The sequence below is a fragment of the Bradyrhizobium genosp. SA-4 str. CB756 genome (genome assembly GCF_000473125.1).
In the GTDB taxonomy this organism is placed as follows: Bacteria; Pseudomonadota; Alphaproteobacteria; order Rhizobiales; family Xanthobacteraceae; genus Bradyrhizobium; species Bradyrhizobium arachidis.
Genome location: NZ_KI421499.1, coordinates 7,666,481 through 7,692,640, shown reverse-complemented (window position 1 = coordinate 7,692,640; position 26,160 = coordinate 7,666,481). Strand labels below are relative to the sequence as shown.

The 26,160-nt window shown below is 61.5% G+C and carries 23 protein-coding genes, 1 tRNA gene and 1 pseudogene; 14 read left to right on the top strand and 11 right to left on the bottom strand.

The window, feature by feature from the left end; all coding sequences use genetic code 11:
- Positions 1-86: 86 nt before the first annotated feature.
- From BRAGE_RS0137205 to BRAGE_RS0137190, 4 genes are all read right to left on the bottom strand, one after another.
- Positions 87-1,193 (bottom strand): CaiB/BaiF CoA transferase family protein, encoded by a 1,107-nt coding sequence (locus BRAGE_RS0137205; protein WP_027563546.1) that lies wholly within the window; start codon positions 1,191-1,193, stop codon positions 87-89.
- Positions 1,194-1,400: 207 nt separating this feature from the next.
- Complete coding sequence (locus tag BRAGE_RS0137200; protein WP_027563545.1) at positions 1,401-2,201, bottom strand: FAD binding domain-containing protein; 801 nt, start codon at positions 2,199-2,201, stop codon at positions 1,401-1,403.
- Between the two features lie 13 nt (positions 2,202-2,214).
- A complete protein-coding gene (locus BRAGE_RS0137195) occupies positions 2,215-4,557 on the bottom strand; it encodes a xanthine dehydrogenase family protein molybdopterin-binding subunit (protein WP_027563544.1) in 2,343 nt (780 codons plus the stop codon).
- Between the two features lie 84 nt (positions 4,558-4,641).
- On the bottom strand, positions 4,642-5,127 hold the full coding sequence (locus tag BRAGE_RS0137190) for a (2Fe-2S)-binding protein (protein ID WP_027563543.1): 486 nt from the start codon (positions 5,125-5,127) through the stop codon (positions 4,642-4,644).
- A gap of 341 nt (positions 5,128-5,468) precedes the next feature.
- Between BRAGE_RS0137190 and BRAGE_RS0137185 the strand changes: the two genes are divergently transcribed.
- Together BRAGE_RS0137185 and BRAGE_RS0137180 are read left to right on the top strand one after the other, a co-directional pair.
- A complete protein-coding gene (locus tag BRAGE_RS0137185; protein ID WP_027563542.1) occupies positions 5,469-7,508 on the top strand; it encodes a methyl-accepting chemotaxis protein in 2,040 nt (679 codons plus the stop codon).
- Positions 7,509-7,714: 206 nt separating this feature from the next.
- A complete protein-coding gene (locus BRAGE_RS0137180) occupies positions 7,715-9,748 on the top strand; it encodes a methyl-accepting chemotaxis protein (protein ID WP_027563541.1) in 2,034 nt (677 codons plus the stop codon).
- A 183-nt stretch (positions 9,749-9,931) separates the two neighbouring features.
- On the opposite strand, the gene BRAGE_RS53825 is transcribed toward BRAGE_RS0137180, so the two are convergent.
- A complete protein-coding gene (locus BRAGE_RS53825; RefSeq protein WP_027563540.1) occupies positions 9,932-10,315 on the bottom strand; it encodes a DUF3175 domain-containing protein in 384 nt (127 codons plus the stop codon).
- Positions 10,316-10,490: 175 nt separating this feature from the next.
- On the opposite strand from BRAGE_RS53825, the gene BRAGE_RS0137170 reads away from it, so the two are divergent.
- The 3 genes from BRAGE_RS0137170 to BRAGE_RS0137160 all read left to right on the top strand — a co-directional run bounded on the left by BRAGE_RS0137170 (position 10,491) and on the right by BRAGE_RS0137160 (position 14,595).
- Positions 10,491-11,978 carry an MFS transporter gene (locus tag BRAGE_RS0137170; RefSeq protein WP_027563539.1) on the top strand — a complete coding sequence of 496 codons (1,488 nt, stop codon included), beginning with the start codon at positions 10,491-10,493 and terminating at the stop codon, positions 11,976-11,978.
- Positions 11,979-11,981: 3 nt separating this feature from the next.
- The gene (gene otsB / locus BRAGE_RS0137165; protein WP_027563538.1) at positions 11,982-12,797 is read left to right on the top strand and encodes a trehalose-phosphatase; all 816 of its coding nucleotides are present in this window, start codon (positions 11,982-11,984) and stop codon (positions 12,795-12,797) included.
- Positions 12,798-13,131: 334 nt separating this feature from the next.
- Positions 13,132-14,595: a trehalose-6-phosphate synthase gene (locus BRAGE_RS0137160; RefSeq protein WP_027563537.1), complete on the top strand. Its 1,464-nt coding sequence runs from the start codon at positions 13,132-13,134 to the stop codon at positions 14,593-14,595.
- A gap of 157 nt (positions 14,596-14,752) precedes the next feature.
- Here the strand turns inward: BRAGE_RS0137160 and BRAGE_RS0137155 are convergent, their stop codons facing one another.
- Positions 14,753-15,094, bottom strand: a complete 342-nt coding sequence (locus tag BRAGE_RS0137155; RefSeq protein WP_027563536.1) for a hypothetical protein — start codon at positions 15,092-15,094, stop codon at positions 14,753-14,755.
- A 196-nt stretch (positions 15,095-15,290) separates the two neighbouring features.
- On the opposite strand from BRAGE_RS0137155, the gene BRAGE_RS0137150 reads away from it, so the two are divergent.
- A tRNA-Ser gene (locus BRAGE_RS0137150) sits at positions 15,291-15,380 on the top strand.
- Positions 15,381-15,425: 45 nt separating this feature from the next.
- On the top strand, positions 15,426-15,701 hold the full coding sequence (locus BRAGE_RS0137145; protein ID WP_027563535.1) for a hypothetical protein: 276 nt from the start codon (positions 15,426-15,428) through the stop codon (positions 15,699-15,701).
- A gap of 218 nt (positions 15,702-15,919) precedes the next feature.
- Here BRAGE_RS0137145 and BRAGE_RS0137140 read toward each other — a convergent pair whose 3' ends face one another.
- Entirely contained in the window at positions 15,920-17,869 is a 1,950-nt protein-coding gene (locus BRAGE_RS0137140) for a hypothetical protein (RefSeq protein ID WP_231164179.1), read from the bottom strand.
- Between the two features lie 473 nt (positions 17,870-18,342).
- Complete coding sequence (locus tag BRAGE_RS0137135) at positions 18,343-18,972, bottom strand: hypothetical protein (protein ID WP_028146485.1); 630 nt, start codon at positions 18,970-18,972, stop codon at positions 18,343-18,345.
- A 1,116-nt stretch (positions 18,973-20,088) separates the two neighbouring features.
- Here BRAGE_RS0137135 and BRAGE_RS58110 point away from each other — a divergent pair.
- The 5 genes and pseudogenes from BRAGE_RS58110 to BRAGE_RS57350 form a co-directional block, all read left to right on the top strand.
- Positions 20,089-20,379, top strand: a pseudogene (locus tag BRAGE_RS58110) (transposase); the annotation flags it as partial.
- An 84-nt stretch (positions 20,380-20,463) separates the two neighbouring features.
- Entirely contained in the window at positions 20,464-20,835 is a 372-nt protein-coding gene (locus BRAGE_RS57355; RefSeq protein ID WP_027563531.1) for a hypothetical protein, read from the top strand.
- Positions 20,832-21,365: a hypothetical protein gene (locus BRAGE_RS0137120; protein ID WP_027563530.1), complete on the top strand. Its 534-nt coding sequence runs from the start codon at positions 20,832-20,834 to the stop codon at positions 21,363-21,365. The genes BRAGE_RS57355 and BRAGE_RS0137120 overlap by 4 nt, the downstream gene beginning before the upstream one ends.
- A gap of 41 nt (positions 21,366-21,406) precedes the next feature.
- Positions 21,407-21,508: a GIY-YIG nuclease family protein gene (locus BRAGE_RS57805; RefSeq protein WP_347336538.1), complete on the top strand. Its 102-nt coding sequence runs from the start codon at positions 21,407-21,409 to the stop codon at positions 21,506-21,508.
- A 42-nt stretch (positions 21,509-21,550) separates the two neighbouring features.
- The gene (locus tag BRAGE_RS57350) at positions 21,551-22,201 is read left to right on the top strand and encodes a hypothetical protein (protein ID WP_027563529.1); all 651 of its coding nucleotides are present in this window, start codon (positions 21,551-21,553) and stop codon (positions 22,199-22,201) included.
- Between the two features lie 6 nt (positions 22,202-22,207).
- Here the strand turns inward: BRAGE_RS57350 and BRAGE_RS0137110 are convergent, their stop codons facing one another.
- From BRAGE_RS0137110 to BRAGE_RS0137095, 3 genes are all read right to left on the bottom strand, one after another.
- Positions 22,208-22,714 carry a hypothetical protein gene (locus BRAGE_RS0137110; protein ID WP_028146482.1) on the bottom strand — a complete coding sequence of 169 codons (507 nt, stop codon included), beginning with the start codon at positions 22,712-22,714 and terminating at the stop codon, positions 22,208-22,210.
- 280 nt (positions 22,715-22,994) lie between these two features.
- Positions 22,995-23,234 carry a hypothetical protein gene (locus BRAGE_RS0137105; RefSeq protein ID WP_027563527.1) on the bottom strand — a complete coding sequence of 80 codons (240 nt, stop codon included), beginning with the start codon at positions 23,232-23,234 and terminating at the stop codon, positions 22,995-22,997.
- A 146-nt stretch (positions 23,235-23,380) separates the two neighbouring features.
- Positions 23,381-24,085 (bottom strand): recombinase family protein, encoded by a 705-nt coding sequence (locus BRAGE_RS0137095; RefSeq protein ID WP_027563526.1) that lies wholly within the window; start codon positions 24,083-24,085, stop codon positions 23,381-23,383.
- 117 nt (positions 24,086-24,202) lie between these two features.
- On the opposite strand from BRAGE_RS0137095, the gene BRAGE_RS0137090 reads away from it, so the two are divergent.
- Positions 24,203-25,318: a DUF2806 domain-containing protein gene (locus BRAGE_RS0137090; RefSeq protein ID WP_027563525.1), complete on the top strand. Its 1,116-nt coding sequence runs from the start codon at positions 24,203-24,205 to the stop codon at positions 25,316-25,318.
- A gap of 50 nt (positions 25,319-25,368) precedes the next feature.
- Entirely contained in the window at positions 25,369-26,142 is a 774-nt protein-coding gene (locus BRAGE_RS0137085; protein ID WP_141263269.1) for a hypothetical protein, read from the top strand.
- Positions 26,143-26,160: the final 18 nt, after the last annotated feature.

The window sequence follows — 26,160 nt, the reverse complement described above, 5'->3', positions numbered from 1 at the left end:
CACCACCTTTATCGAATTGCGGAAAGAACGTGGGCACGGCGCTTCGCGCCTTTGCCCACCCTACGCGATCTTTGCCGGGGCTAGACCTATCGCTTCCACGCGGCCGTCACCGCACTGATCTCCGCACCCTCCGGCTCACGCACCGCCGACGGCGTGCGTGAGAATCTCGGCGCGGGCGCAGGCTGCTTCACGCCGTGGCGCTCGAGAAAGACCTCGCGCGCCACCATGTGCGGATGCTGCGTCGCTTCCGACATGGTCAGCACTGGCGCAAAGCAGATGTCGGTGCCTTCCATGATCCTGCACCAGTCCTCGCGCGTCTTGCTCTTGAACACGGCCTTCAGCTTCTCCTTCAGCGCCGGCCAGGCCTTGGGATTCATCTGCGCGTCGAAATCTGCGTCAGTCAGGCCCGCGTGCTCGCGCAGCAGCGCGTAGAACTGCGGCTCGATCGAGCCGATCGAGACGAAGTGGCCGCAGGCGCATTCGTAGACGCCATAGAAATGTGCGCCGCCATCGAGGAAGTTCTGGTTACGCCCTTCGGTCCAGCGGCCGAGCGTCGTCATGTCGAAGAAGAACGACATCAGCGATGCTGCGCCATCGCACATCGCGGCGTCCACCACCTGTCCCTTGCCGGATTTCTGCGCTTCCAGCAGCGCGGCGAGCACGCCGACGACGAGATAGAGCGCGCCGCCGCCGAAATCGCCGACGAGGTTGAGCGGCGGCACCGGCGCTTCCTTGGTGCCGATCGCGGCGAGCGCGCCGGTGATGGAGATGTAGTTGATGTCATGGCCGGCCGCGTTGGCGAGCGGGCCTTCCTGGCCCCAGCCGGTCATGCGGCCGTAGACGAGTTTTGGATTGCGTGCGAGCACCACATCGGGGCCGAGCCCGAGCCGCTCCATCACGCCAGGACGAAAGCCCTCGACCAGCGCATCGGCGCTGGCGAGCAGGTCGAGCACTTGCGCGATCGCCGCCTTGTCCTTGAGGTCGAGCTCGATCACCTTGCGGCCGCGGCCGGCCACCGACTTCATGCTCTTCCTGGCGCCGACGCGGTCGAGCGTCACGACATCGGCGCCCATGTCGGCCAGCATCATGCAGGCGAACGGGCCGGGCCCGATGCCGGCGAATTCGACGACGCGGAAGCCCGACAGCGGGCCGGAGGTGCGGACGGATGTGTTCTGGGCTGGCTTATCGAGCACGTTTTTGTTTCCTCGGGTCGCGGGCAAATGCCGGTGGTCCGGCAAGCGCCTCCGACGTTGCTCTTGGGGGCGAGTTAATTGGCTGATTAACTTTTCTCGCCTTCACGCCAGCGAGGCAAGCGCTTTTCACGCATGGGCGCATAATAAAAGCGGCGCGCATTTCTGCGCGCCGCGGAAAATTTGTGTCGAGGCGCTAGAGCGCGAGTGTCACCCGGCCGCAGCTACCGCGCGCTGCGCCATCACCTTGACGAGGTTGGCGCGGTACTCCGCCGTGCCGTGGATGTCGGCCAATAGTCCGCTCGCGGGGATGCTGACGCTGTCGAGTGCGGACGGCGACCAGTTCGCCTTCAGCGCGGCTTCGATGGCGCCAACCCGCATCACGCCGCTCTGCGAGGCGCCGGTGGCGGCGACGCGGATCTCGCCAGATTTCGTCTGCGCGACGAACACGGCGGTCAGCGCGAAGCGTGAGGCAGGGTGCCGCATCTTGGCATAGCCCGCTTTCGCCGGAACCGGGAACGACACGGCGGTGATGATCTCGCCGTCTTCAAGTGCCGTGGTGAACAGGCCCTTGAAGAAATCCTCCGCCGCAATCGACCGCTTGTTGGTCTTCACGGTGGCGCCGAGCGCGAGCAATGCGGCCGGGTAATCCGCGGCGGGATCGTTGTTGGCGATCGAGCCGCCGATCGTGCCGCGATACCGCACGGCGGGATCGCCGATCAGCGACGCCAGATAGGCGAGCGCGGGGATCGCCTTCTTCGCGACATCGCTGGTCGCCACATCGTAATGCGGCGTGGCGGCCTTGATGGTCAGCGTGTCGCCGGCGGCCTCGACACCGATCAGCTCCTTGATCTTGCCGAGGTCGATCAGGTCGGAGGGCCCCGCGAGGCGCTGCTTCATCACCGGCAGCAGCGTCTGGCCGCCGGCGAGGAATTTTGCCTCGCTGCCCTTGCCGAACAGACTGGCGGCTTCGTCGACCGAGGAGGCGCGATGATAGGTGGTCTGGTACATGTTCGTTCCTCCCTTAAGCCGCGTGGATCGTGCGCCACACCCGGTCAGGGGTTGCGGGCATTTCCAGATTGTTCTTGCCGATCGCATCCGTAATCGCGTTGATCACGGCCGCGGAGGCGCCGATCGCGCCGGCCTCACCGCAACCCTTGATGCCCAAGGGATTGCCCGGGCACAGCGTCGTGGTGTGGGAGAGGTTGAACGAGGGCAGATCGTCGGCGCGCGGCATGGAGTAATCCATGAACGAGGCCGTGACCGGCTGGCCGTTGGCATCGTAGATGGCGTGCTCGAGCAGCGCCTGCCCGATGCCTTGCGCGAGGCCGCCATGGACCTGGCCTTCGACAATCATCGGGTTGATCAGCCGGCCGAAATCGTCGGCCGCGACGAAGTTGACGAAGGAGGTCTTGCCCGTGCCGGGATCGACCTCGAGCTCGCAGATATAGGCGCCGGCCGGGAAGGTGAAGTTGGTCGGGTCGTAGAAGGCGCTTTCCTTCAGGCCCGGCTCCATCCCGTCAGGCAGGTTGTGCGCGGTGTAGGCCGCAAGCGCGACCATCGGGAAGGCGATCGCCTTGTCGGTGCCGGTCACCTTGAACTCGCCATTCTCGATGACGATGTCGGCTTCCGACGCTTCCAGCGCATGCGCGGCGATCTTCTTGGCCTTGGATTCCATCTTCTCCATGGCCTTCAGGATCGCGGTGAGGCCGACGGCTGCGGAGCGCGAGCCGTAGGTGCCCATGCCGAACTGCACCTTGTCGGTGTCGCCATGCACGATCGAGACCTGGCTGATCGGAACGCCGAGGCGATCGGCGACGAGCTGGCAGAACGTCGTCTCGTGGCCCTGGCCGTGGCTGTGCGAGCCCGTGAGGATCTCGATGGTGCCGACCGGGTTGACGCGCACTTCTGCGGATTCCCACAGGCCGACGCCGGCGCCCAGGCTGCCGACCGCCTTGGACGGCGCGATGCCGCAGGCCTCGATGTAGCAGGACACGCCGATGCCGCGCAGCTTGCCCTGCGACTTTGCTTGCGCCTTGCGCGCGGCAAAGCCGGCATAGTCGATCGCCTTCATCGCCGCATCGAGCGAGGCGTTAAAGTCGCCGGTGTCATAGGCCATGATCACAGGCGTCTGGTGCGGGAACTGGGTGATGAAGTTGGTCCGGCGCAACTGGGCCGGATCGACGTTCAGCTGCCGAGCGGCCGTCTCCATCAGACGCTCGATCAGATAGCTCGCCTCGGGGCGGCCAGCGCCGCGATAGGCATCGACCGGCGTGGTGTTGGTGTAGACCCCGATCACCTCGGCGTGGATCGCCGGGATGTTGTACTGGCCCGACAGCAGCGTCGCGTAGAGATAGGTCGGCACTGACGAGGAGAACAGCGACATGTAGGCGCCGAAATTGGCGTAGGTCTTCACCTTCAACCCGATGATCTTGTTATTGGCATCGAACGCCATCTCGGCATGGGTCACATGGTCACGGCCATGCGCGTCGGTGAGGAAGGCCTCGGTGCGGTCACCCGTCCATTTGACGGGACGGCCGACCTTCTTCGAGGCCCACAGCGCCACCATCTCTTCGGGATAGATGAAGATCTTCGAGCCGAAGCCGCCGCCGACGTCGGGGGCGATCACGCGCAGCTTGTGCTCGGGGGCGATGTTGTAGAATGCCGACAGCACGAGGCGGGCGACGTGCGGGTTCTGCGAGGTCGTATAAAGAGTGAAGTGCTCTTCCGCCGCGTCATAGTCGGCGATCGCCGCGCGCGGCTCCATCGCGTTCGGCGCGAGGCGGTTGTTGGTGACGTCGAGCTTGACCACGTTGGCAGCCTTCGAGAAGGCGGCGCTGACCGCGCCCTCGTCGCCGATCACCCAGTCATAGACCTGGTTGCCGGGTGCCTCGGGGTGGAGCTGCGGTGCGCCAGCCTTGATGGCCGACTGCATGTCGGCGACGGCCGGCAGCTCTTCGTAGTCCACGACCACGGATTCGGCCGCGTCGCGTGCGAGATTCTTGCTGTCGGCGATCACGACCGCGACGGCCTGGCCGACGAAGCGTACCGTCTCCGGCGCCATCGCCGGCCATGCGCCCATCTTCATCGGGCTGCCGTCCTTGGAGGTGATGGCCCAGCCGCAGATCAGGTTGCCGACCTTGTCATCGACCAGCTGTTGCCCGGTGAGCACCGCGACCACGCCCGGCATCTTCAGCGCGGCGGACGAGTCGATCTTCCGCACCTTGGCGTGCGCATGCGGACTGCGGATGAAATGGGCATGGGTCATGCCCGTCAGCTTGATATCGTCCACGTACCGGCCCTTGCCGGTAATGAAACGCTTGTCTTCCTTGCGCACGACGCGCGCGCCGATGCCTTCAACACCCATGTCTGGTCCTCCCGACCGGAATTGTTTTGACTGCGCTTTCCCTCGAAAGCAGCAGCGGTGGTTCTTTATTCGAGGCGGGCCGCTTTACTCGGCCGCCTGCGAGACCTTCATGCGTCCGGCTGCATCCAGCACGGCCTTGACGATGTTGTGGTAGCCGGTGCAGCGGCAGATATTGCCTTCGAGCTCTTGGCGGACTGTGGCCTCGTCGAGCTGACCGCCATGGCGGTGCACGATGTCGATCGCCGACATGATCATGCCCGGCGTGCAATAGCCGCACTGCAGGCCGTGATTGTCGCGGAAGGCGGCCTGCATCGGGTGCAGCTCGTCGCCCTTGGCGATGCCTTCGATGGTGGTGACGTTGGCGCCGTCGGCCTGACCCGCCAGCATGGTGCAGGACTTCACCGCACGGCCGTCCATGTGGACGACGCAGGCGCCGCACTGGCTGGTGTCGCAGCCGACATGGGTTCCCGTGAGATTGAGGTGATCGCGCAGCAGATGGACCAGCAGCGTGCGATCCTCGACGTCGACAGCGACGGCCTTGCCGTTCACCGTCAGTTTGACTGTAGACACGGTTGTAGTCCTCCCGGGATGATTTTGATTGTTTCTAATTAGAGACAGCGGCGTCCGGACTTTGCAACTGGGATTTTGGTCGCCCCGGTCATGGAAAGGTCATCGATCCCGCCGTGGCCGCAACGACTTGTGCGGGCGGGTCGGGGATTCTGTGGCCGGACCGGCTGGCCGCGTGGGATGCCAGCCGTCATCCCACCGGTCGGCCTCTGGCCGATCAAGTCCGCCTTGCGCAGGCGTGCCGAATTTACCGCCCCTTATCGATTCTGCCTTAGTTTTGCGCATCCAGGTCGGGGGGCGGGGCGCCTCCGGATCGCGGCTGAATAGAATAAATGGGGGTTGGAATGTCCGGGCGTATCGCGTCGCCGTCTAAGCGCACAATCTTTCCGACCCTCCGGTTCCGCGCCAAGATCATCCTCGGCTTCGCCGCCGTCCTGGTGATCTCCGCCGGCAGCATGGCCTTCTCCTATTTCGGCTTCGAGCGGGTGTCGGCCGGGGTCGGGTCCTACCGCACCAGCGTTTCGGAGGCGGACCTTGCCCGCAACATCGACCGCGAGCTGCTCGGCTACCGTTCGGCGGTCAAATATTTCGTCGTCACCGGCAAGGAAGACGACGCCAAGGCGACGCTGGACGCTGAAGCCAGCCTGAAGAGCGCCATCGATCAGGCCGTCAAGGGCGCCAAGACGCCGGCGCGGCAGGAGAGCCTCTCCAAGCTGGCCAAGGAGTTTTCGAATTTCTCCGCGACCTTCGCCAAGGTGCTCCAGGCCAAGCGCGACAGTGCGCTGCTGGTGCAGAACCAACTGACGCGCCAAGCGAATCTCCTGAAGTACAAGCTCGACGATATCGGCAACAATGCCTCCGATTCCGAGGCGCAGTCGATCGAGTTCGGCACCAAGCAGGTCAACGCCCAGTTTCAGACCGCGAGCGCCGCGGCCACCAATTTCGTGCTGACGTCCGACCAGGCGATCGCGACCAGCGCGCTGGCGCGGCTGAAATTCGTCGAGAACTCGCTCGGCGCGGTCTATTCCATGGACGACAAGATCGTCGCCGGCCTGAAGGACGCCAAGACCATCCTGGTCGCCTATCGCGAAGCGTTGGAGAAGCTGATCGCCAACGCCAAGTTAGTCGACGAGCTCGTCACCGAGATGAGCGGTTCAGCCGGCGCGATCCTGCAAGGCGCCACCGCCATGAAGGCGGATCTCGTCGCCGAGCAGCAGCGGCTGGATTCGGAATCGGAAGCAACCATCGGGAAGACCGAGCAACTGGTGCTGATGCTGGCCGTCGGCGGCACACTGCTGGGTGCGGTCCTCGCCTTCCTGCTCGGCACCGGCATCTCGCGTCCGATGATCGCGATGTGCAAGGCGATGCGCGAGCTTGCCTCGGGCAATTTCGACGTCGTCCTGCCCGGGCTGGGGCGCAAGGACGAGATCGGTGAGATGGCGGGCGCCGTGGAAGAATTCAAGGTTCAGGCGGTGGCCAAGGCCGAGCGCGACGCCGCCGCGAGCGACGCCCAGAACCGGGAGCAAGCCGCCGCACGTCGCTCCGAGCTGATCCGCTTTGCCGACGACTTTGAGAGCGCGGTCGGCGCGATCGTCTCCAACGTGTCCTCCTCGGCCGTGCAATTGGAATCGGCGGCGTCCACGCTGACCCGGACCGCCGAGACCACGCAGACCCTGTCGAGCCAGGTCGCCGGCGTCTCCGAGCAGGCCTCTTCGAACATGCAGTCAGTCGCAACCGCGACGGAAGAGCTCTCGGCTTCGGTCGAAGAGATCGGCCGCCAGGTCCGCGACTCCAGCCGCATCGCCGAAGCTGCCGTGGTTCAGGCCAAGGAAACCGACGGCCGCATCGGCAAGCTCTCCCATGCCGCCCAGCAGATCGGCGAAGTCGTCAAGCTGATCACCGCGATTGCCGAGCAGACCAATCTTCTGGCTTTGAATGCGACGATCGAGGCAGCGCGGGCCGGTGAAGCCGGCCGCGGCTTTGCCGTCGTTGCCAGCGAAGTGAAGTCGCTGGCGAGCCAGACTGCGAAGGCGACCGACGAGATCTCCTCGCACATTGCGGGCATGCAGGGCGCCACCGCCGAATCGGTCGCGGCGATCAAGGAGATCGGCGCCACCATCGGTCAGATCTCCTCGATCTCGACCTCGATCGCGAGCGCCGTCGAGCAGCAGGGCGCCGCGACGCAGGAGATCGCCCGCAGCGTCCAGACCGTGGCGCAAGGTACCCAGACCGCGGCCACCGACATCGGCCAGGTCAACCGCGGCGCCGCCGAGACCGGCTCGGCTTCGGAAGAGGTGCTGAACTCGGCCAGGTCGCTCTCATCCGAAAGCACCCGCCTTCGCGCCGAGCTCGACCGCTTCATGGCGAATATCCGCGCGGCGTAAGGCTCTCTATAGCGCCCACCCTTCGCTGTCGTCCCCGCGTTCGAGGGGACGACAGCGGAGTGCGCATCCCTGCGACACCTAACCGCCAGTTGCGGTGGCACAAATTTACCACAGCTTATCCTTTGCCCCGTAACGTGCCGATGAGTCAGGAAGCGGGCTGCTTCCGGACTGCGCCTGGTTTTCCGCGAATGGAATGGGGTGGGGGAATGTCTGCCAAGTCGAAGCCGAGCTCATCGAAGCTGTTCACCTTGCGCTTTCGCGCAAAAATCATCCTCGGCTTCGTGGCGGTGCTGGCCATCCTCGCCGTCAGCATGGCTTTCGCATATTTCGGCTTCGAGCGGATCCAGGGCGCCGTAGCTTCCTACCGGGCTAGCGTATCGGAAGCCGATCTCGCCCGGACCGTGGATCGCGACCTGATCGCCTATCAGGGGCTGGCGCGGGCCTATACGCTGACCGGCGCGGCGGACGACGAGACCGCGGCCAAGGCGGCGGAAGAGAATCTGAGGGGCGCGATCGCCAAGTCGATGGCGGCCACGACCGGAGCCGCGCGCCGCGAGCAGGTCGGCAAGCTCGAGGCCGAGTTCCAGCGCTTCGCCAAGATCTTCAGCGAGATCATCACGCTGACGCGCGAGAACAACAAGATCGCGGCCGACGAGCTCAACAGCGTCGGCAACAAGATTCGCTTCAAGTTCGACGATCTCGCCGACACGGCTGCACTGGCAGGCCTTGCGTCGGTCCAGACCACGGCCAAGGACGTCACCTCGCAATATTTGGCGGTCTCCACCTCGGTGAGCGCCTTCGTCGCCAAGCCGGAGCCGAAGAACGCCGACGGCGTCGTCGCCCGCATCAAGTTCCTGGAGACTCTGCTGGTCTCCATCTATGCCAACGACCAGAAGATCACCGATCGCGTCACCGAGATCGGCAATCTGCTCAAGCAGTATCGCACCTCGTTCTCCAAGCTGACCGACAATGTGAAGATCATCGTCAAGTCGAACGGCGAGATGACCAAGTCGGCGGCGTCGATCCTCAAGCTTTCGGCCGATTTGCGGTCGGACCTGACCGCCGATCAGCAGCGGATCGAGGCGAGCGCCAATGCGACCATCGGCGAGACCGAGCAGTTGATGCTGATGATGGCGCTGGGCGGCCTCGCGGTCGGCGCGGTGCTCGCCCTGATGCTCGGTAATGGCATCTCGCGTCCGATGATCGCGATGTGCAAGGCGATGCGCGAGCTTGCCTCGGGCAATTTCGATGTCGTGCTGCCGGGCCTGGGGCGTAAGGACGAGATCGGCGAGATGGCTAGCGCTGTCGAGGAGTTCAAGGTCCAGGCCGTGGCCAAGGCCGAGCGCGACGCCGCCGCCAGCGAAGCCCAGAACAAGGAGCAGGCAGCGAACCGCCGCTCCGAGCTGATCCGCTTTGCCGACGACTTCGAGAGCGCCGTTGGCGCCATCGTGTCGAACGTCTCGTCTTCCGCAGTGCAGCTGGAATCGGCAGCCTCGACGCTCACCCGTACCGCCGAGACGACGCAGAGCCTGTCGAGCCAGGTCGCCGGCGTCTCCGAGCAGGCCTCTTCGAACATGCAGTCGGTCGCAACCGCGACGGAAGAGCTCTCGGCTTCGGTCGAAGAGATCGGCCGCCAGGTCCGCGACTCCAGCCGGATCGCCGAAGCTGCCGTGGTTCAGGCCAAGGAAACCGACGGCCGCATCGGCAAGCTCTCGCACGCTGCTCAGCAGATCGGCGAAGTTGTGAAACTGATCACGGCGATTGCCGAGCAGACCAATTTGCTGGCTTTGAATGCGACCATCGAGGCGGCGCGGGCAGGCGAAGCCGGTCGCGGCTTTGCGGTGGTTGCCAGCGAGGTGAAGTCTTTGGCGAGCCAAACCGCCAAGGCCACCGACGAGATTTCTTCGCATATCGCCGGCATGCAGGGCGCCACCGCCGAGTCCGTCGCTGCGATCAAGGAGATCGGTGCGACCATCGGCCAGATCTCGTCGATCTCGACCTCGATCGCGAGCGCCGTCGAGCAGCAGGGCGCCGCGACGCAGGAAATCGCGCGCAGCGTCCAGACCGTGGCGCAGGGCACCCAGACCGCGGCCACCGACATCGGGCAGGTCAACCGCGGCGCCGCCGAAACCGGCTCGGCCTCGGAGGAAGTGCTGAACTCGGCCAAATCTCTCTCCAGCGAAAGCACCCGCCTGCGCGCCGAGCTCGATCGGTTCATGGCGAACATCAGGGCGGCGTAAGGCCGCTGTAGCGCCACCCTCCACTGTCGTCCCCGCGAACGCGGGGACCCATAACCACAGGGAGCGGTTTGGCGAAGACTCGGAGTTACCCGCTCGCCCGATAACCACTCCCTGTGATTATGGGTCCGGATCTGCGCTTCGCTGCGCTTGTCCGGGACGACAGCGGAGCAAGAAGCGCGAACCTCACTCCCTCCCGAACGCCCGCTTCAGCTCCACCTTCGCACGCTCCAGCCGCGAGCGCTGCGTCTTCGGCAGCGTCTTGCCGGCGCGATTGATGTAGAAGGTCAGCATCGACAGCGCCGACCGGTACGCGCCGGTCTTGCGGCGCGAGCTGTGCTCGGCCGATCGCTTCAGCGAGGCCGCGATCTTCTTCGCGCTGGTCAGCTTGAATACGCCCTGTTTGAGGTCGAGCGCGTCGCTCTCTTTTGTCACGCGCTGTGACCAGCGCTTTGGCGCGGCGCGCTTGGTGCTGTTGCGCGCGGTGCTGCGCCGGGCGCTGGTCTTCCGGCGCGCGGTCTTGTGGCCGGCTGTTTTGCGCGAATGTGTCGTCTTTCTGACATGAGCCATGCGTCAACTCCTTGCGGCTCCATCGGAAACGGGCGGTATTGGCGGCCGTTCCCAAGGGAACCTGCCTTCGCCGCAGACGTTGTCGCAGGTGGCAGGTCGAATGCCCCAGCTCCATCATCGCCCCTGTCCACATCCTGTGAACCGGGGCTGCTTTCATTGGTCAGACAACAACGCGATGGAATTGCAGCAGAGCCCAGCGTTGAATTATGGACCTGCGATCTCGGCGGCGGCCGCGACTGAGCGCATCGTCGAGACCAGCATTCCTTCGCGGCTCGACGCGCTGCCGTGGAGCGGCTTTCATACCCGCGTCGTGCTGGCGCTCGGCATCACCTGGATCCTGGATGGGCTCGAGGTGACGCTGGCCGGCGCGCTCTCCGGCGCGCTGAAGCAGAGCCCGGTGCTGCAATTCTCCAATCTCGATCTCGGCATTGCCAACTCCGCCTATCTCGCCGGCGCGGTGCTCGGCGCACTCGGCTTCGGCTGGCTCACCGACCGTATCGGCCGCAAGAAGCTGTTCTTCATCACGCTCACGCTTTATCTCTCCGCGACGGCCGCGACCGCGCTGTCGTGGGATATCGCGAGCTACGCGGTGTTCCGCTTCCTCACCGGCGCCGGCATCGGCGGCGAATATACCGCGATCAATTCGACGATCCAGGAGCTGGTGCCGGCGCGCTATCGCGGCTGGACTGATTTGGTCATCAACGGCAGCTTCTGGATCGGCGCAGCAATGGGCGCGGTTGCAGCCATCGTCCTGCTCGATCCCGCCGTGATCGGTCCCGATCTCGGCTGGCGCCTCGCCTATCTGATCGGCGCGGCCATCGGCCTCGTCGTGCTCTTGATGCGGATGTGGATCCCGGAAAGTCCGCGCTGGCTGATGATCCATGGCCGGCCTGACCAGGCCCATGCGATCGTCGATGAGATCGAACGCTCGGTGATCGGCCATGACCAGCATGCGAGCGACGGGCGCTTCGCAAAGATCCGGCTGAAGATGCGCGATCACACGCCGATCCGCGAGGTCGTGCACACGCTGTTTTTCGTCTATCGCCAGCGCGCGCTGGTCGGCCTCGTGCTGATGAGCGCGCAGGCGTTCTTCTACAACGCCATCTTCTTCACCTTCGCGCTGGTGCTGACCGATTTCTACGGCATTGGTGCCGAACACGTCGGCTGGTATCTGCTTCCCTTCGCCGCCGGCAACTTCCTCGGCCCGCTGCTGCTCGGCCGCCTGTTCGATACGCTCGGCCGCCGCACCATGATCATGTTCACCTATGGCATGTCGGGCCTGCTGTTGGCGCTGTCGGGCTATCTGTTCTCGATCGGCGCCTTGAGCGCGCAGGGACAGACCATCGCCTGGATGGTGATCTTCTTCTTCGCTTCGCCCGCCGCGAGCGCGGCCTATCTTACCGTCAGCGAGACGTTTCCGCTCGAAGTCCGCGCGCTGGCGATCGCGGTGTTCTATGCGGTCGGCACCGGCATCGGCGGCGTGATCGGGCCGGCGCTGTTCGGCGCGCTGATCGACACGGGATCGCGCACAAGCGTGTTCGCCGGCTATCTGCTGGGATCGTTCCTGATGATCGCGGCCGCGATCGTGGCGTGGCGCTATGCCGTCTCCGCGGAACGCAAATCGCTCGAACAAATTGCGCGGCCGCTCGCCTTCATGGAGTAGACTATGACATCAGAACTCGCTGAACTGGATCAGATGCGCGCCATGGCCGATGATGAAGCTCCCGACGCCGTGCCGGTGCCGCATGCGCTCGTGCCGCATCTCGGCGAAACCGCGATCCTGCTCGACATCGACGGCACGCTGCTCGACCTGATGCCGACGCCGCGCGAGGTGTGGGTGCCGCCGGGCCTGTCGGAGACGCTCAAAGCGCTGGTGGAGCGCACCTCCGGCGCGCTGGCGCTGGTCAGCGGCCGATCGCTCAACGACATCGACCTGATCTTCGCGCCGGATGTTTTCCGCGCCGTTGCCGGTCACGGCGCCGAGATGCGGCTGTCGGTCGACAACGAAGCGGACGACGTGCACGCACCGCCGCTGGACAAGGAGCTGAAGCGGCGGCTCGCTGCGATCGCCAAGCTCAGCCCCGGCATCCTGCTCGAGGACAAGGGCTATTCGCTGGCACTGCATTACCGCCTTGCGCCGCATGCGGAGAAGGCGATCTACGAATCCGTCTCGCTGATCCGCGCCGATCTGCCCAATGCGCCGATCGAGGTGCTGCCCGGCAAGTTCGTCTGCGAGATCAAGCATTCGGGCTTCACCAAGGCGAGCGGCGTGCGCGAGCTGATGAAGCACGAGCCGTTCAAGGGACGCCGCCCGATCTTCATCGGCGACGACGTCACGGATGAAACCGTGTTCGCGATCATGCCCGATATGAATGGCCTCGCCTTCTCGGTCGGCCGCCGCGCCATCGGCGTCAACGGCCACTTCGACGCGCCGAGCGACGTGCGCGCGTTCCTCGCGCACCTGCTCGACCCGAAAGCATGATCCGGACCCGAAGGGCCGCGTTGGCGCAAAGTGTCGATCGGTTTTCCGAAAGCATCATGCTCAAAATTACCTAAAGCGCGAACGCGCTTTAGGTAAAACCAAGGCAACGCCACGTCACCGACACAATAAGCCCGGCGCGGTATCATTGCGCGCCGCAATGCGTGCTGCGCGATCAGTCGCAAATACTGTCTTTGCAGTGGAATTTCAGGTTCCGCAAGGAAAACCAGTTCCAACGCGCATGCCCGATTTTGGTTTCAATCCGAAGAAATCATGACAGGAACCATATTGATGAACGGCAGTTAAACGGGGTGGAATGAACAGGAGGGGACGACCTGTGAACTTGGTTGTCGTTTCAAATCGTGTCGCGCGCGGCAAGCCCAACGAGCCCATGACGGGCGGCTTGGCGGCCGCGTTGCTTCCAGTTGTTGAACATTCAGGAGCGATCTGGGTGGGTTCCTCCGGCCGTGTGCGCGACGGCCATCAGAAGGAACCGTTTGCCGAGATCGAGGCGCTGGGTTCCGGCGCGATTGCGACGCTGGATCTGCCGGCGGCGCATTACGGCGGCTATTACGAAGGTTTTGCCAATTCGGCGCTGTGGCCGGCGCTGCATTCGCGCAGCGATCTGATCCGCGTCTCGCGCGACGACTATGTCAGCTATCGCGAGGTCAACGCCTTCATGGCGCGCGCCTTGATGCGCTTCCGCAAACCCAAGACCGCGTTCTGGGTGCAGGACTATCATTTCCTCGCGCTCGGCGCGGAGCTGCGCGATCTTTCCGTCGACGATCCGATCGGCTTCTTCCTGCATACGCCGTGGCCGGTCGCCGCGGTGATGCAGGGCGTGCCGCATCATCGCGAGCTGATCACGGCGATGCTGGCCTACGATCTCATCGGCTTCCAGACCGAGGAGGATCGCCAGAACTTCCTCTCCTATGTCGGCGGTGAGCTCGGCCTCGCCGTCGAGGATGGTATCGTGCTTTCGCAGCACGGCCGCACCCGCTGCGAGGTCTTCCCGATCGGTATCGATGCGGAGAAGTTCGCAGCCTATGCCGCGAAGTCAGCGTCGCATCCGGATGTCTCGCGGCTGCGCCGCAGCCTCAACGGCGAGCGGCTTGCGATCGGCGTCGACCGGCTCGACTATTCCAAGGGCCTCGTCAACCGCATCAGCGCGTTCGACCGGCTCTGGACCGAGCAGCCGCAGTTTTCGCGCAGCATCTCGCTGCTCCAGATCGCCAACCCCTCACGCGGCGGCATCGAGGCCTATGGCAATCTCCAGAACGAGGTCGCGCGCCTCGTCACCGACGTCAACGGCCGCCATGGCGAGGTCGACTGGACGCCGATCCGTTATCTGAACAAGGGCTTCAGCCAGGCCGTGCTCGCCGGTCTCTACCGCACCGCGCAGGTCGGCGTGGTGACGCCGCTGCATGACGGCATGAACCTGGTTGCCAAGGAATACGTCGCCGCGCAAAACCCGGCCGATCCCGGTGTGCTGGTGCTGTCGAAATTCGCCGGCGCCGCCAACGAGCTCGACACCGCGCTCTTGGTCAATCCGCACGACATCGACGGCATGGCGCGCGCCATCGCGGTCGCCGCCGCGATGCCGCTCACCGAGCGCAAGATGCGCTGGGACGCGATGATGAAAAAGCTGCGCGGCCACACCATCCAGCAATGGTCGGCGGACTTCGTCGCGGAGCTCGAGAAGTGCCGGACCGAGAAGGCCGCAGTCGCCCCGCTTGTCTCCCAGCCGCCGCAGGCGCTGCGCTGGCTGAAGTCGGCGATCTCGGGCGTGCGGCTGATTTAGCCTCTCCTCCCTCTCCCCGTTCTTACGGGGAGAGGGTCGGGGGGTGAGGGGCCTCTCTCCACATGTGAGATCCATCGAGAGACCTGTACCCCCTCACCCGGATCGCAAAGGCGATCCGACCTCTCCCCGCAAGCGGGGAGAGGTGAAGACGAAAACCTCAATAACAATACGACACGCCATCCAGGATCGCGCATTGCCGCTTGTTCGGCGCGTTGGGATCATCCAGCGGCACCATGCCCTTGCCCTGGCCGACGAACACGCCGGGGCCGACATGGATCGAGCTCTTGTTGCCGATGATCACGCTCTGATGCGGCGTCGAGCTCGAGCGCGTCCCGTCCGGCCACAGGATGGCGTTGCCCGACAGGATGCCCCGCCGCCCGTCGTCGCAGCTGACGTCGACGCCCTGCCGGGTGCAGACTTGGGCGAGGGCCGGTGCGGCAAAGGCTGAGCCAAGGGCCGAAATCAGGCTCAGCGCGGCGATGGTCTTGCGGATGGTCATGGCGTCCCCGGCGGTCATTGGTGGGCTCAGGTGAATCGTCGCGCCAAACCCTCCGCCGGTTCAGCCCCTCGGTGGTTCCGAGCGGTCTCGTGACACGCGATATTCTCGTGCAAATACAATATGTTGCGGAAAATTCACCCGATTTCTCCGCGATCCCTTGCAAAATCATCGGCGCCCCTTCAAGAGAGGGCGCTCCGGAGAGATGGCCGAGTGGCTTAAGGCGCACGCTTGGAAAGCGTGTGTGCGGGAAACCGTACCGTGGGTTCGAATCCCACTCTCTCCGCCAGTACTCCTGAAGTCCTATAAAACCTTATAAAACAAGGACTTCACGATGAGCAAGAAATCTCAAACCACACCCGCCAACCACACCCGCACTGCTCAGCAGCTTGCAGACCTCGCGACGCTGCTAGGTCTCATGCAGTCCGCTTCGAAGCTCAGCCAAGAACTTGACGTGCTCGCCAACCAAGTCGGCGGCTCGCTGGAGAAGATTGCGGAGCGGTTTGGCGTGCCATTCGGGGAGGTCCATCAGACCTTCGTGGAGCAGCGTGTGGCCGGTACGAGGGAGAGGAAGATAAAGAAGCCGCGTAGGGCTGCACCTCAGCGGTGATCAACACCATTCGTCCATCACTTCGCCGCTCAGAAGCCGCGAAGCACAGAGGGGCCTCACGGTTTCGCCGTGGGGCCTTTTCTCTGTCCTGATAGGTTTCCGTGCGCGCTGTTGTTGATATCAGGCTCGGCGCGGTTGATCGCGACGTTATTGTTAGACCGAAATGTACCGATGAAGCCCCATGCGGGACCTCACCGGCCAAGTCTGATCCGACCGCCTTAGGCGGCTTCGTGCTTCACGAGGAAGCTCTTTGCTCCTCGCCCTCTGCCTGACACGTACTCCACGCCAATCTCGTGTAGAGCCTTGCAAGTTGCGTGAGAGGCGTTACGCAGAACTGCCCTCAGTTTATCCATGCCCCTTGGCTTCAGCCCCAAAGCGCGCTGCACGGCGGTCATAGGGATATTCTCGCCGGGCTCAGTATTCCGCATCAGCGTGATCAGTCCTGCATGCGCGCTTCCCTCACGAGGTCGCAGCACTTTCGGACCATCCATCTCGAAGGACCAAGGCACCACATCGATATCAGTCATGTCGGCCTTGATGTCCGTCAGGATGGCATCGCCCATGCTGTCGGCGGGAAGGACAATGAACACCTCAGCCGCATTGCAGCCGCCGTGCTCGTCAACGACCTTACGGCATCTAATGCGGTTAATGGCCTGGATAATCTCCACGGACATTTGACGCTGCTGCATCAGGCGGCGGACGTTCGTGTAACCCTTCCACGTTGGCGCCTTCAGCCAATCATCGTCCTGCACGCCTTGGAGAGCGAAGAACACGTTCGTGGGCCATATCAGGTCGCGATAGGGCAACCCGAACAGCACCGCCGTATCATAGTCCTTCCAGTCGTTGCGGCCATCCACGGCTCCCCAATGGCCGAAGCCGACGCGCTCGAAGGGATGCTTGAACCTCTCCGCAGCGTGCTCATAGTCCTTATGGACGCAGACAAACAACGACCTCTCAGAGCCCAACTGTGCTTCAAGCGCTTCCAGCAAGCGTGCGTAGCGCGCCGCAAATGTTTTCTCCATTGTGGTCTTGCCAACACCCTTGGCTCTCGCGACGTGAAGGGTCACGTTTCGATAATTGCGAGCACCGGCACAGATAGGCTCGATTTGTGCTCTGCCTTGGAATAGCTCCCACAAGAAGTTCTGGCTGGCTGTCGCATCCAACACCACCGCACCGGGGACAGCATAGGAGACCGTGAGCGTGGAGGAGTTGAGCGAGTGGTCCTTACCGATGCGAGCATAGTAGGCCCACCGATCCGTGAGAGCTTGGATGCTCGCGAGCGTATCGTCCACCAGCTTGGCAATGTTGCGCTTGGTGTTGCCCTCCCTGATCCTCCGATCGTACTTCACCTTGCGCATGGCCTCACGCAGAGGTTTCATGGCAGCCGGGGGAGCGTTTAGTGCTTCTCTTGCCCCTCCATCCCTCCACATCAGTTTCGCCGTGCCGTCGTTGGTGTCAGATTGCGCCTGCTGTACCAACGCGTCTTTGAGCGCTTCGACGAGCTTGACTTGGTCAGGATGAGCTTGCGCGACATCAAAGGGCACACAGCCAAGGACAAACTGAAGGCTCTCCAGCGTGACTTTGTTCTCCTCCACCACGTTGGCTAACGCCTCATCAACGATGGTCAGGAGCCGACGACCTCCGTTCCACTGCACGAGGCGCGACCATGCGGCACCGGCAAAGGTCTCAGCAGCATTGACGAAGGCTTGGTGTGTCACGACCAGAACGTCATATCGCCCGATATCATCGGCATCAGTTCCGCTCTTTGAGTGATGAGCAACAGCGACGTTCGCCCCCGCCATTGCGTTGACCTGAGCAGCGAGGTCGTCGGCCTGCTTGATCAGGCGAGTCACGAGGAGCACACCCACAGGCTTGAGGTGGGCTAAAGCGTCCCGATTGCGCCTCGCCTGCATTGCCGAGTAAAGGCACGCCCCTTGTGTCTTCCCTGACCCGGTGGGGGGCTGAAGGACCTTCCAGCGCGCATCACGCTCGCTGATGTTGTCGATAATTGATCGTTCAAAGACATTCCCCATCGTCTCCCAAAGGGAGCGCAGGGAGCCTGAGGACGGCATGTGGAGCGTCTGTGTCCAATGATCGTTCATTGCGGACACGAACTCCAGCGGTGGCACGAGAGCGTACTGCTCGTGCATACCGATAACGGTAGTCATGAGTGGTGGACCTTGAGGTTGGTTTGAGATTGACGTTGGTGGCAACGAGGGGGGGCTCGTGCCTGCTCTGGAGGTCTGGCGAGGCTTGAGAGGTCAAATGCACTCCTCAAGCTCTTACCCCTCTCTCTAGAGGTTTCAGGGGTGTGTTTATTTGATCGTAGAAGACATGGCTTCAGGAGCGTCTAGGGACTCCATAGAGCCGTTTTGAGCTCTCCGGCTATCTCCCACCCGCCCTCCAACATCAGAACGCCCCAGTGAGTCCCGCTGCGAAGCCTGAGGCTGTTCTGACGATAGTTATTCGATAATTATTATGGTTGCCATTCAGAGGCCTGGAAGGTGAGTCCTAGCAGGAACAGCGACGCAGTGGCACTCACGCTGCCTTACCGGCAGCTCTTCAGCCTTTAAACGCGTGAGTGCGGCCCGCTGGAAGCCTGAGGGTCGTTCCTGATGCAGATCGCGGTCGCCTACGTACCTCACGCTGTACGACCACCAGACCGAGATTGCTTTGCTGCCTTCATAGACGCAATAAATTCTTCCAAGAACCGAAGCTCCTCGCGTTTCGCTTCGAGGTGACGCTCGCGCCGCTTGACAGATTGAACAAGCTTCAGATGGAAGTACATGAAGATGGAAAAGCACAAACTTAGGTAAGCTCGCTTTTCAACCCCGATCGCCAAAGTTGCGACGCTTAATGTCCTTTTGCCGTGTCGAATTGGCTTGGTCTTCCCTAGCTCCGCTTTGACAGTGGGGTGGTCAAAGGTGAGAAGAGTCCGTGCATGCGCAAACGCGTTTCTGATATTCTTCACGATGCTTAGGTTCTCAACTATCTCCTCGTCGTAGCGGCCAAGCGCGTAACCGAGGGCAATCTTTGAGCTAAAATCGCGTAACGGACCTGTGGGATCGGTTAAGCGGCCCCACGTACTTGCGTCTCCGTGTTTCAACTGAATGCGAAGCGCTTGCTCGATTTGGTGCTCAACCAGCGTGGCACCAAGTATCGCAGCTACCATGTCTGGAACGTCAGGCGCTTCGAGTTGCTCTACGACCGCTACATAATCTTCCTCTGACAATTCGCGACGGCTGAGATTACGAAGCTTCGGTTTTGCCATGGTTGGCCCTTTTGCAGCTTGGCAAGCGCGGCGACAAACTCGGCCGCGTGCATGATTTATCACATGAGGTTGCCCCATGTCCGCTTGCGTCCGCCACAGTGGGCTAAAGTCGTCGTTTTCATCGCCGACGAATTGGAGAAGATGAGACCTGAGCGTATAGCCAAATCCCATCTCCCTCGACCGCTAGGATCAACCGATGCGGATAATCCAGTTTACCGCTCTTGAAGGCTGCACGTTGCTGTGAGCCTGCCCGCCTGTGTTGGTGGATGACAAAGAGCCAGACACCGAAGCGCTGCCCGAGAAGCTACCAGAGACCCCAGCACTTCGCTCCTTGGTTGGAGCAGCGCTAGTTAGTGCGGCCAATCGCTATCGACGGCCGGAGCCTTTGACATAAGCCAATAGGCGTTGGAGGGCTGAGAGGCGTCGAAGGCGCGCTCTGAGCCGATCATGATGGCTTGATGGTAGGCCGCTTTGCACGGGCTGGTCCGGGGGCGGCCGGTGGCCGGGAAGGCCCCTGCCAGCTTGATGAGCGTTGGAGCGTCCCAGCCGTTGGCGTAGGCCCGTCCAAGGATGACGCGTTGAGCGAAGTGAGGGCACACACTACGGAGAAGCTGGGGCGCCTTTCGAGTGCTGTCAGGATTTGCTGTTGTCAATTTTGCGGTGAGGGATTTCTGCGGAGGGACGAGAGGCATGCATAGCGATGGGACGCTGCCCGCGTTCCTTGAGGAACCGTTTAGCGAAGCGGTCGCGCAGCAATGCCGAGTTGATCACTGCCATGAGCGTGCGTCTGTTCACGGCGAGGAAGGGTCTGCCGGTATGCCATCTGGCGAACTCGGCAAGATCGGTTTCGGTCCATCCGTGCTGGAGGACCGCCCTGAGCTTGGATAGCTCTGTGGGTGTCATGCAGGCGTGGAAGAATGCTCCGAAGTAGTCGTGAGGCTTCGTGAAGTCGATGTGTGATGGTCTCCTGTAAAGGTAGTCAAGAAAACGATCATCTCGCTGAATTGAAAGCCATAAAGGTCTCTGGAGCGCCGTCTGACGCGCGCGTTTCAATCGAACAACGGCGAAGGGCTTTAGCTGTCGTTCTTCAAGTCGATTTCAGCGGTCGTCCTTGGAATGGCGGGCGGCAGCAGGACCCATAGCCCGATAATGAGCCCTTCGTGTATAGGTACGCGCTGTAACTCTCATCCCTCTGACTTCGTTACAAGAAGTTGCTCTTCCAGCCTGCTTCGTATATACGAGGCAAAACACCTTGGAGGTCTCGTGCGGGCGGAAGATTGTAGGGCGGCTCTGGAGCGCATTAGGTGGCCCACCGGCCCCGTATGCCCGCACTGCGCGGCGTCTGGTCCTGTCGTTTCCGAGATAGGCGGCACGTCTCATCGCCCTGGTCTCTATCTGTGCTCCGAATGCAGGAAGCAATTCACCGTCACGGTTGGCACTCCGCTTGAGGGGTCTAAGCTTCCTCTTGCTGCGTGGCTTCGGGCCGCGCACATGCTCAACACGTCGCCCAAGCCGGTCACCGTGCGAGAGGTCGAGCGGGCATTGGGCGTAACCTATAAGACCGCGTGGCACATGGTGCAGAAGCTCTTAGAGGCTGTTGAGAACTATCGAGGCCCGTTGCCGCTGTTCGGCAAGACGGTTCAAATTCACGTTGAGCCTTTCCTGCCCAAGCACAGAAACAGCAAAGCAAGTTCGGCACGCAGGAGAGCAAAGAAAGCCGCAGGCACCTACAAGGCTCCCCGAGTGCCTTTAGCGGCTGGAGCACTTTCGACATTGCAGTTCACGCCGCCTGCGACTGAGGCTCACGTCGAGCGCACAGAGCGCTTCTTGCAATGGGTGTTGGTCGGCGGGAGCGGTAGATGAGTTCTGCGAAAGCTTCGAGCGTCGCCTTTCCCGACATTGGAGAACCGCTGATGTGCATGAGGTTTTGGGGCAAGCTCACGACGCGAGCCGTGATCTTGGTATGCTTTTCGACGGTATGTGCTCTTGCCGATGAATTGCCGAAAAATCTACTGCTAAAATGCGAGGGAAAGCTCACGATTATACTCAGCAAGCCAACCATCGAATCTTTGTCGCCTAAGACGTTTTCAACCACTCTAAGCTTGAGAGAGGGAGAATTGGCGGACAATGGTTCCGCATTCTTGAACACCGGAAATTGCGAACTTAAGAATGGGGTCGTCATCTGTACCGGCAAAGCTGTCTATCCGAGCACCATCGACGCAGGGAGCGAAAGCAGGGTGATGAAGTCATACATCAATCAAGAAACTGGAGAGTACAGCTTCTTCATGGAGACCACTCACCATGCTGGCCGGAACGCGACCGGTTCGAAATCGGAAGGTATGAAGTATATGCGGAATGGCGTATGTCGATCGATAGGCAAACCGATCTTCTAAGTTGAAGCAGCAAGAGGGCTTCCGTACCTCGCAAGTCCGGCATTCACTGGCACCGCCGTTTCAATGACAAGCGAGCCAGTGGCGAGTGGTTCAAGCTCACGGGCGCGGATGTGGCCGCGTTCAAGCGTCGGAAGTTCCAGTAAGCCGCGTGTTTGACCAAGATTTGCGTAAGCTAGGAGGGCCGCATGGGGGTGGATTTCGGACGTCGATTTGATGAATTGTGCCAGCAAGCGGACGCTATTGAAGCCTCTAAGAAATACGAGCAAGGTCCTTCTTATGGCGGTCACCGTATCGATCAGAACACACTCATCAATTGGTCCGTAAAGGTACGGCATCTGCTGGTCACTGTGTGCGGCGAGACCTCTCAACACTTTCGAGAGTTCGTGAAGCTCGAAGAGCCGACGATGTATACGACCAATTACGAGATATTTCGTCGACTGAGCGCGGTGCTATTGGCCGCAAAAGAAGATTTCGAGGGCGGCTATTTTTCCAGTCTCAAAACGCTCCTTCAAAGTGAAGTCTTTGACAGTGAGCTCGATCAGGCTACCGAACTACTAGCTTCCGGCTACGAAACTGCTGCTGCGGTCGTTGCAGGTGTTGTGCTGGAAACCACTCTTCGTCAGATGTGCGCCGAAAATGACTTGCCGATCGGGAAGCTCGACAAGATGAATGCGGATTTGGCTAAGGCTGGCGTCTACAACAAGCTTCGTCAGAAGCAGATCACAGCGTTGGCCGACATTCGCAACAGCGCTGCGCATGGGGACAGCAACGGCTTCAAGAGGGGAGACGTTGCCAGCATGATTAGAGACATCCAGAGCTTCCTCGCCGAACGCTGATATTGGTCAGTCCGCAAGTAGTTTTGCGACCTCGTCGGCTTCCAAGCGCTTCTTGTCGAGCAATGCGGTAGCAAGTCGCTCAACCATTGCGCGGTTCGAAGCAACAAGGTCAGAGGCACGAGCGTGCCCTTGATGCATCATCCGGACTTGCTCGTCTTCTTCGAAGTCTTCTAGTAGCTCCACCATTTTTCCGTAGTCGCCCCAGCCTGCTCCTTCGTGCGTCGGCGCGTCGAAGATCTCTTGAGCCTGTAGGCCAGCCGCGCAGATCGCAAGCTGTTCTAGTAGGTCCAGGTGGTCGGGGGTTTGAACTTCAGCAGTTCCCTTCGCATCATCGCCGCCAATCGCTATTTCAGCACCGCCAACCGCTAGACCGAGGCTCCATGCCACGACTATGTGCCCGGCCTCATGGAACGCTGCTCCCCGCTGGTCTCTCTCGCTCTTCGACTGCTCAGGGAGCATGACATTCCTTTGTGTGTTGAACGCTAGGGAGAGACCCTTTCGGGCTTTGTACATGTCGAGGGACCCTTTGCCTATCGGCGCGGCTCTCTAGGGACCGATAGCTTCACGCGCCGCTTTGGTCGAACAACAACGGCGACTTTAGACCCCAATTTTGAAATCGATTTCTCAAGAAATGTGCCAATTCATTGGGCCGGCAGGGACCCTAGAGGCCAAGGGAGCTGCCAAGCCAGCGAATGAAGGCGAGAGACCCAAGCGCCGCTTCGGAGCGAACGAGACTTCATGCTTTTATTACTGCCATCCTAAATCCGGCTAACGGCTCCCGACAATGGCTAGGCTACACTGCAAGCGAAAGCGCTTGGCACAGAGCGGAGAGTGCCGCAGATGCCGCAGCGAGCATGTTGAGGCGAGCTACCTTCCTCATGGCGGCATAGAACGCGTCAAGGCCTACGAGCGCGCCCCAGCCTGATCCAATCAGGGGAATGTTCACCGCCGCAGATGCGCCCCATAGCAGCGCCGCGAGGAATGCAAAGACGACACTGGCATTTGTCCAGTTGAGCACTTGAGCACTGACCATTGGGGCAATCTCCTAACAGGCAATGTAAAGGGCTGCACCAAGCCCGGCCAAGCTCCCAAGGATCATGCTGCGGTCCTGCACGAGGGCTGAGAGGATGACGGCGGCGATGGTGAGATGGATCAGCATGGGTCCGTTCCTGGCTGTGCTTAGGCGGCTTTAGGGAGACGATTGAGCAGCCTTGCAACGGCTGTAGGGTGCCACTCGCCCCCGCGCGGTGCACTGATGCCTTGGCGGTTGAGTTCTTCAGTGATGGCGCGGACACTCGTGACGCCTGAGCGCTTGATGCTCTCAATGATGCCCTGAAGGTCCATAGCGCGCTGTGCGGCCTTCTCTTTGATCCTCGTGATCGCTTCAGCGTTTCCGGTCTGCTTGCCCCGGAGAGCACGAGCACCGTTCGGGTTGCCCAGCTTGACGCCGCGCGCTTTCGCCGCTGCCAATGCCTTCTTTGTGCGCTCGCCTATCAGGCCGGCCTCAAGCTCTGCCACGGAGGCCATCTGTGTCAGGAGAAATTTGCCCATGGGGCCGGGAGGGACGCTTGGGAGGTCGCAGAACACCAAGTCTACATCGCTCGCCACGAGGGAGCGCAGGAGGTCAACGTTGCGCGTCAGGCGGTCCAGCTTGGCAAAGACCATCTTCGCGCCGATAGCCTTCGCGTGAGAGAGAGCCGCAGTAAGCTTGGGCCTGTCCGACTTCCGGCCGCTTTCGGTCTCGACGTATTCGGCCACCAAAGTCCACCGGCCGCCGTTGAGGTAGCTCGTGACGGCTTCCCGCTGCGCTTCGATCCCAAGGCCGCTTCGGCCCTGCTTGTCGGTCGAGACCCGCAAATAGGAGATGAATTTTCCCTGTGCCACGGCCAAAAGCCCTCATACACATTTCGATGTAACGGACGTTAGATGAATTTGTGTACAAGTCAATAAGGTTGTGCTTGCAGTTGAGAACAATTATTTGGCGGCAGTCAGGAGGGTGGAATGAGCGCAACCAAAACTGAGCAACCGGCCAAGACGGGTGGCGGACTTTCCTTGCCCGGCCAGCCGACCGAAGAGGCTCTCGCCGAGGTTGGCAGCGACGCGGGAAAGGCGTTGGTGCGGGGCTTTGGGAGGCTTGGTAACGCAGCGCTTGGCGAGTGGGTCGCCAAGAAGGAAGCAAAGGCAGAGGCTGCACGGCTTGCCATCGAAACAGATGCAAAGATTAATGCAGCTAAGGCTGTCGCCGCCGCAGGCCGCGAACAAGCGCTTGCGGACCTAGAGCATAACGCCGCCCTTCAACGGCGTGCGGAACGGCTTCGCATCGAATTGGCGCGCGAACAGTTGAATTTGGAGGCGATGGAGCGGCGCGCGCTGGAATACGTTGAGCGCGACCCTGAGAACGGCAGTGCCCGCGAAGTTGACGAAGACTGGCTCTTCAAGTTCGCCGACCTCGCTCAGAAGGTCTCGGATAGCGACGTTCAATCGTTATGGGCGCGCGCGCTCTCTTCAGTCGCCATACAGGGCGCCCCCAAGCTGTCTGCGGCCGCGCTACAGACGCTTGGATTATTTGACGCGCAGATCGCGGAAAGCTTCAGAAATTTTGTGGCTGTGGTAGCAACGTTCGGTTTCTTGCCCGAGCCTGAAGAGGGGGAGCATGATCCGCAAGGTATCAACTTAGGCATACTTCACGATTTGGGCTTGATCGACAACACCCTCTACGAGGGAACATACAGTTTCGAAGACTTCTCCTTTGAGGCGATCAAACGCACTGGACCGCTTCCTGCCGATCTGCGCAGTCACTACGCATTGACGCTGCGGGGAAGGGAGATTGCCAGCGCTGTCTTCCGTCGGTCTGAGGACGTGCCGTTGGGCGAACAGCACGAGCATCAATATCTACGTTTGATACTGCTCAATCAATTGAAACGTAAGCAAGCAGCAACGATCTTGCCAAGTCTTGCTCCTGATGGGCAACCTTGGTCGATACGTCTCACGCGGAAGAACCCTTTGACGAAAGCCAGTAGCAGCAATGACTGGAGGTCCTTCAGCGAACGGATCAGTGCTCGACTATTCAAGCTCCTTTTGTGGGCCGACGAGCGGTACGATATCGAGGCGCGATGAGCGACCAATGATAGTGAGCATGGGAGACGAGCGTACTTGAGGCGCCGCACGTGACAGCAAAGGGTCGTCAACCAACACGGAACGCTCTTGAGCGGATGGTCGGGACAAGCGTAGCCCTCAATGGCCTTCTGATCCCTGCTTCAACTCTGTCTATGGCGCTTGCTCGCTACGTGGAGAACCTTTTCGTCTGGAACGATCATGAAACCTACAAGGTCTCTTTAGTCGGATCAGCCGTCCCTATCAAATTTGCTGAGCGATATTTCTTGCTTTGCACCAATCATCAATTGCGCGGGTGTCAGCCGGAGGACGTTTCGCTGCTTGGACGGGACGGAAAACTGCTCATTACCTCCTCAGGCGTGCGCCACTTCAACGACGAGAGCAATCCGCACTATCTCGACCTAGCCGCTTTCGACTTCACTGAGCCGTGCGAGGCCCATCAGGACCTGAAGGAGCGGTTCTTTACGCTGCGGGAGGTTCCTCCAGACGCGCCCGCCACAGATATCATGTTTGCAGTCGTTGCGGGCTTTCCATCCAGCGACCAGCGATATGAACTTGAGGAAAGGAACCACATCGGCAAGGTGAAGCGAATTGTCGTCTGTCATCCTGATCCATCTTCTTACGATCCAGCGCTCATGTGCCTTCGCACGGATGAGCCGCTAGACTTCGATCCAGATGGCATGAGTGGAGGGTCGGCGTTTGTCGTCCAGGCAGTGGCTGGGGAATTTCGCGCTTACTTCGCGGGGCTCGTCGTGACAGGCGGGAAGGATCGATTTCACATCATCAAGGTGGGCGACATCTACAGATTCTTGGCGATGTTGGTCTAACTCACGTACTGGTTGGGT

Excerpts from the sequence above, each read along its gene's own strand:
- BRAGE_RS0137120 (WP_027563530.1), top strand. The coding sequence starts at position 20,832 with ATGAGTTCTGCGAAAGCTTCGAGCGTCGCCTTTCCCGACATTGGAGAA.
- BRAGE_RS0137185 (WP_027563542.1), top strand. The coding sequence starts at position 5,469 with ATGTCCGGGCGTATCGCGTCGCCGTCTAAGCGCACAATCTTTCCGACC.
- BRAGE_RS0137140 (WP_231164179.1), bottom strand. The coding sequence starts at position 17,869 with ATGACTACCGTTATCGGTATGCACGAGCAGTACGCTCTCGTGCCACCG.
- BRAGE_RS0137105 (WP_027563527.1), bottom strand. The coding sequence starts at position 23,234 with ATGGTCAGTGCTCAAGTGCTCAACTGGACAAATGCCAGTGTCGTCTTT.
- BRAGE_RS57355 (WP_027563531.1), top strand. The coding sequence starts at position 20,464 with ATGCTCAACACGTCGCCCAAGCCGGTCACCGTGCGAGAGGTCGAGCGG.
- BRAGE_RS0137135 (WP_028146485.1), bottom strand. The coding sequence starts at position 18,972 with ATGGCAAAACCGAAGCTTCGTAATCTCAGCCGTCGCGAATTGTCAGAG.
- otsB (WP_027563538.1), top strand. The coding sequence starts at position 11,982 with ATGACATCAGAACTCGCTGAACTGGATCAGATGCGCGCCATGGCCGAT.
- BRAGE_RS0137090 (WP_027563525.1), top strand. The coding sequence starts at position 24,203 with ATGAGCGCAACCAAAACTGAGCAACCGGCCAAGACGGGTGGCGGACTT.
- BRAGE_RS0137155 (WP_027563536.1), bottom strand. The coding sequence starts at position 15,094 with ATGACCATCCGCAAGACCATCGCCGCGCTGAGCCTGATTTCGGCCCTT.
- BRAGE_RS0137200 (WP_027563545.1), bottom strand. The coding sequence starts at position 2,201 with ATGTACCAGACCACCTATCATCGCGCCTCCTCGGTCGACGAAGCCGCC.
- BRAGE_RS0137180 (WP_027563541.1), top strand. The coding sequence starts at position 7,715 with ATGTCTGCCAAGTCGAAGCCGAGCTCATCGAAGCTGTTCACCTTGCGC.
- BRAGE_RS0137110 (WP_028146482.1), bottom strand. The coding sequence starts at position 22,714 with ATGTACAAAGCCCGAAAGGGTCTCTCCCTAGCGTTCAACACACAAAGG.
- BRAGE_RS57350 (WP_027563529.1), top strand. The coding sequence starts at position 21,551 with ATGGGGGTGGATTTCGGACGTCGATTTGATGAATTGTGCCAGCAAGCG.
- BRAGE_RS0137170 (WP_027563539.1), top strand. The coding sequence starts at position 10,491 with ATGGAATTGCAGCAGAGCCCAGCGTTGAATTATGGACCTGCGATCTCG.
- BRAGE_RS0137195 (WP_027563544.1), bottom strand. The coding sequence starts at position 4,557 with ATGGGTGTTGAAGGCATCGGCGCGCGCGTCGTGCGCAAGGAAGACAAG.
- BRAGE_RS0137145 (WP_027563535.1), top strand. The coding sequence starts at position 15,426 with ATGAGCAAGAAATCTCAAACCACACCCGCCAACCACACCCGCACTGCT.
- BRAGE_RS53825 (WP_027563540.1), bottom strand. The coding sequence starts at position 10,315 with ATGGCTCATGTCAGAAAGACGACACATTCGCGCAAAACAGCCGGCCAC.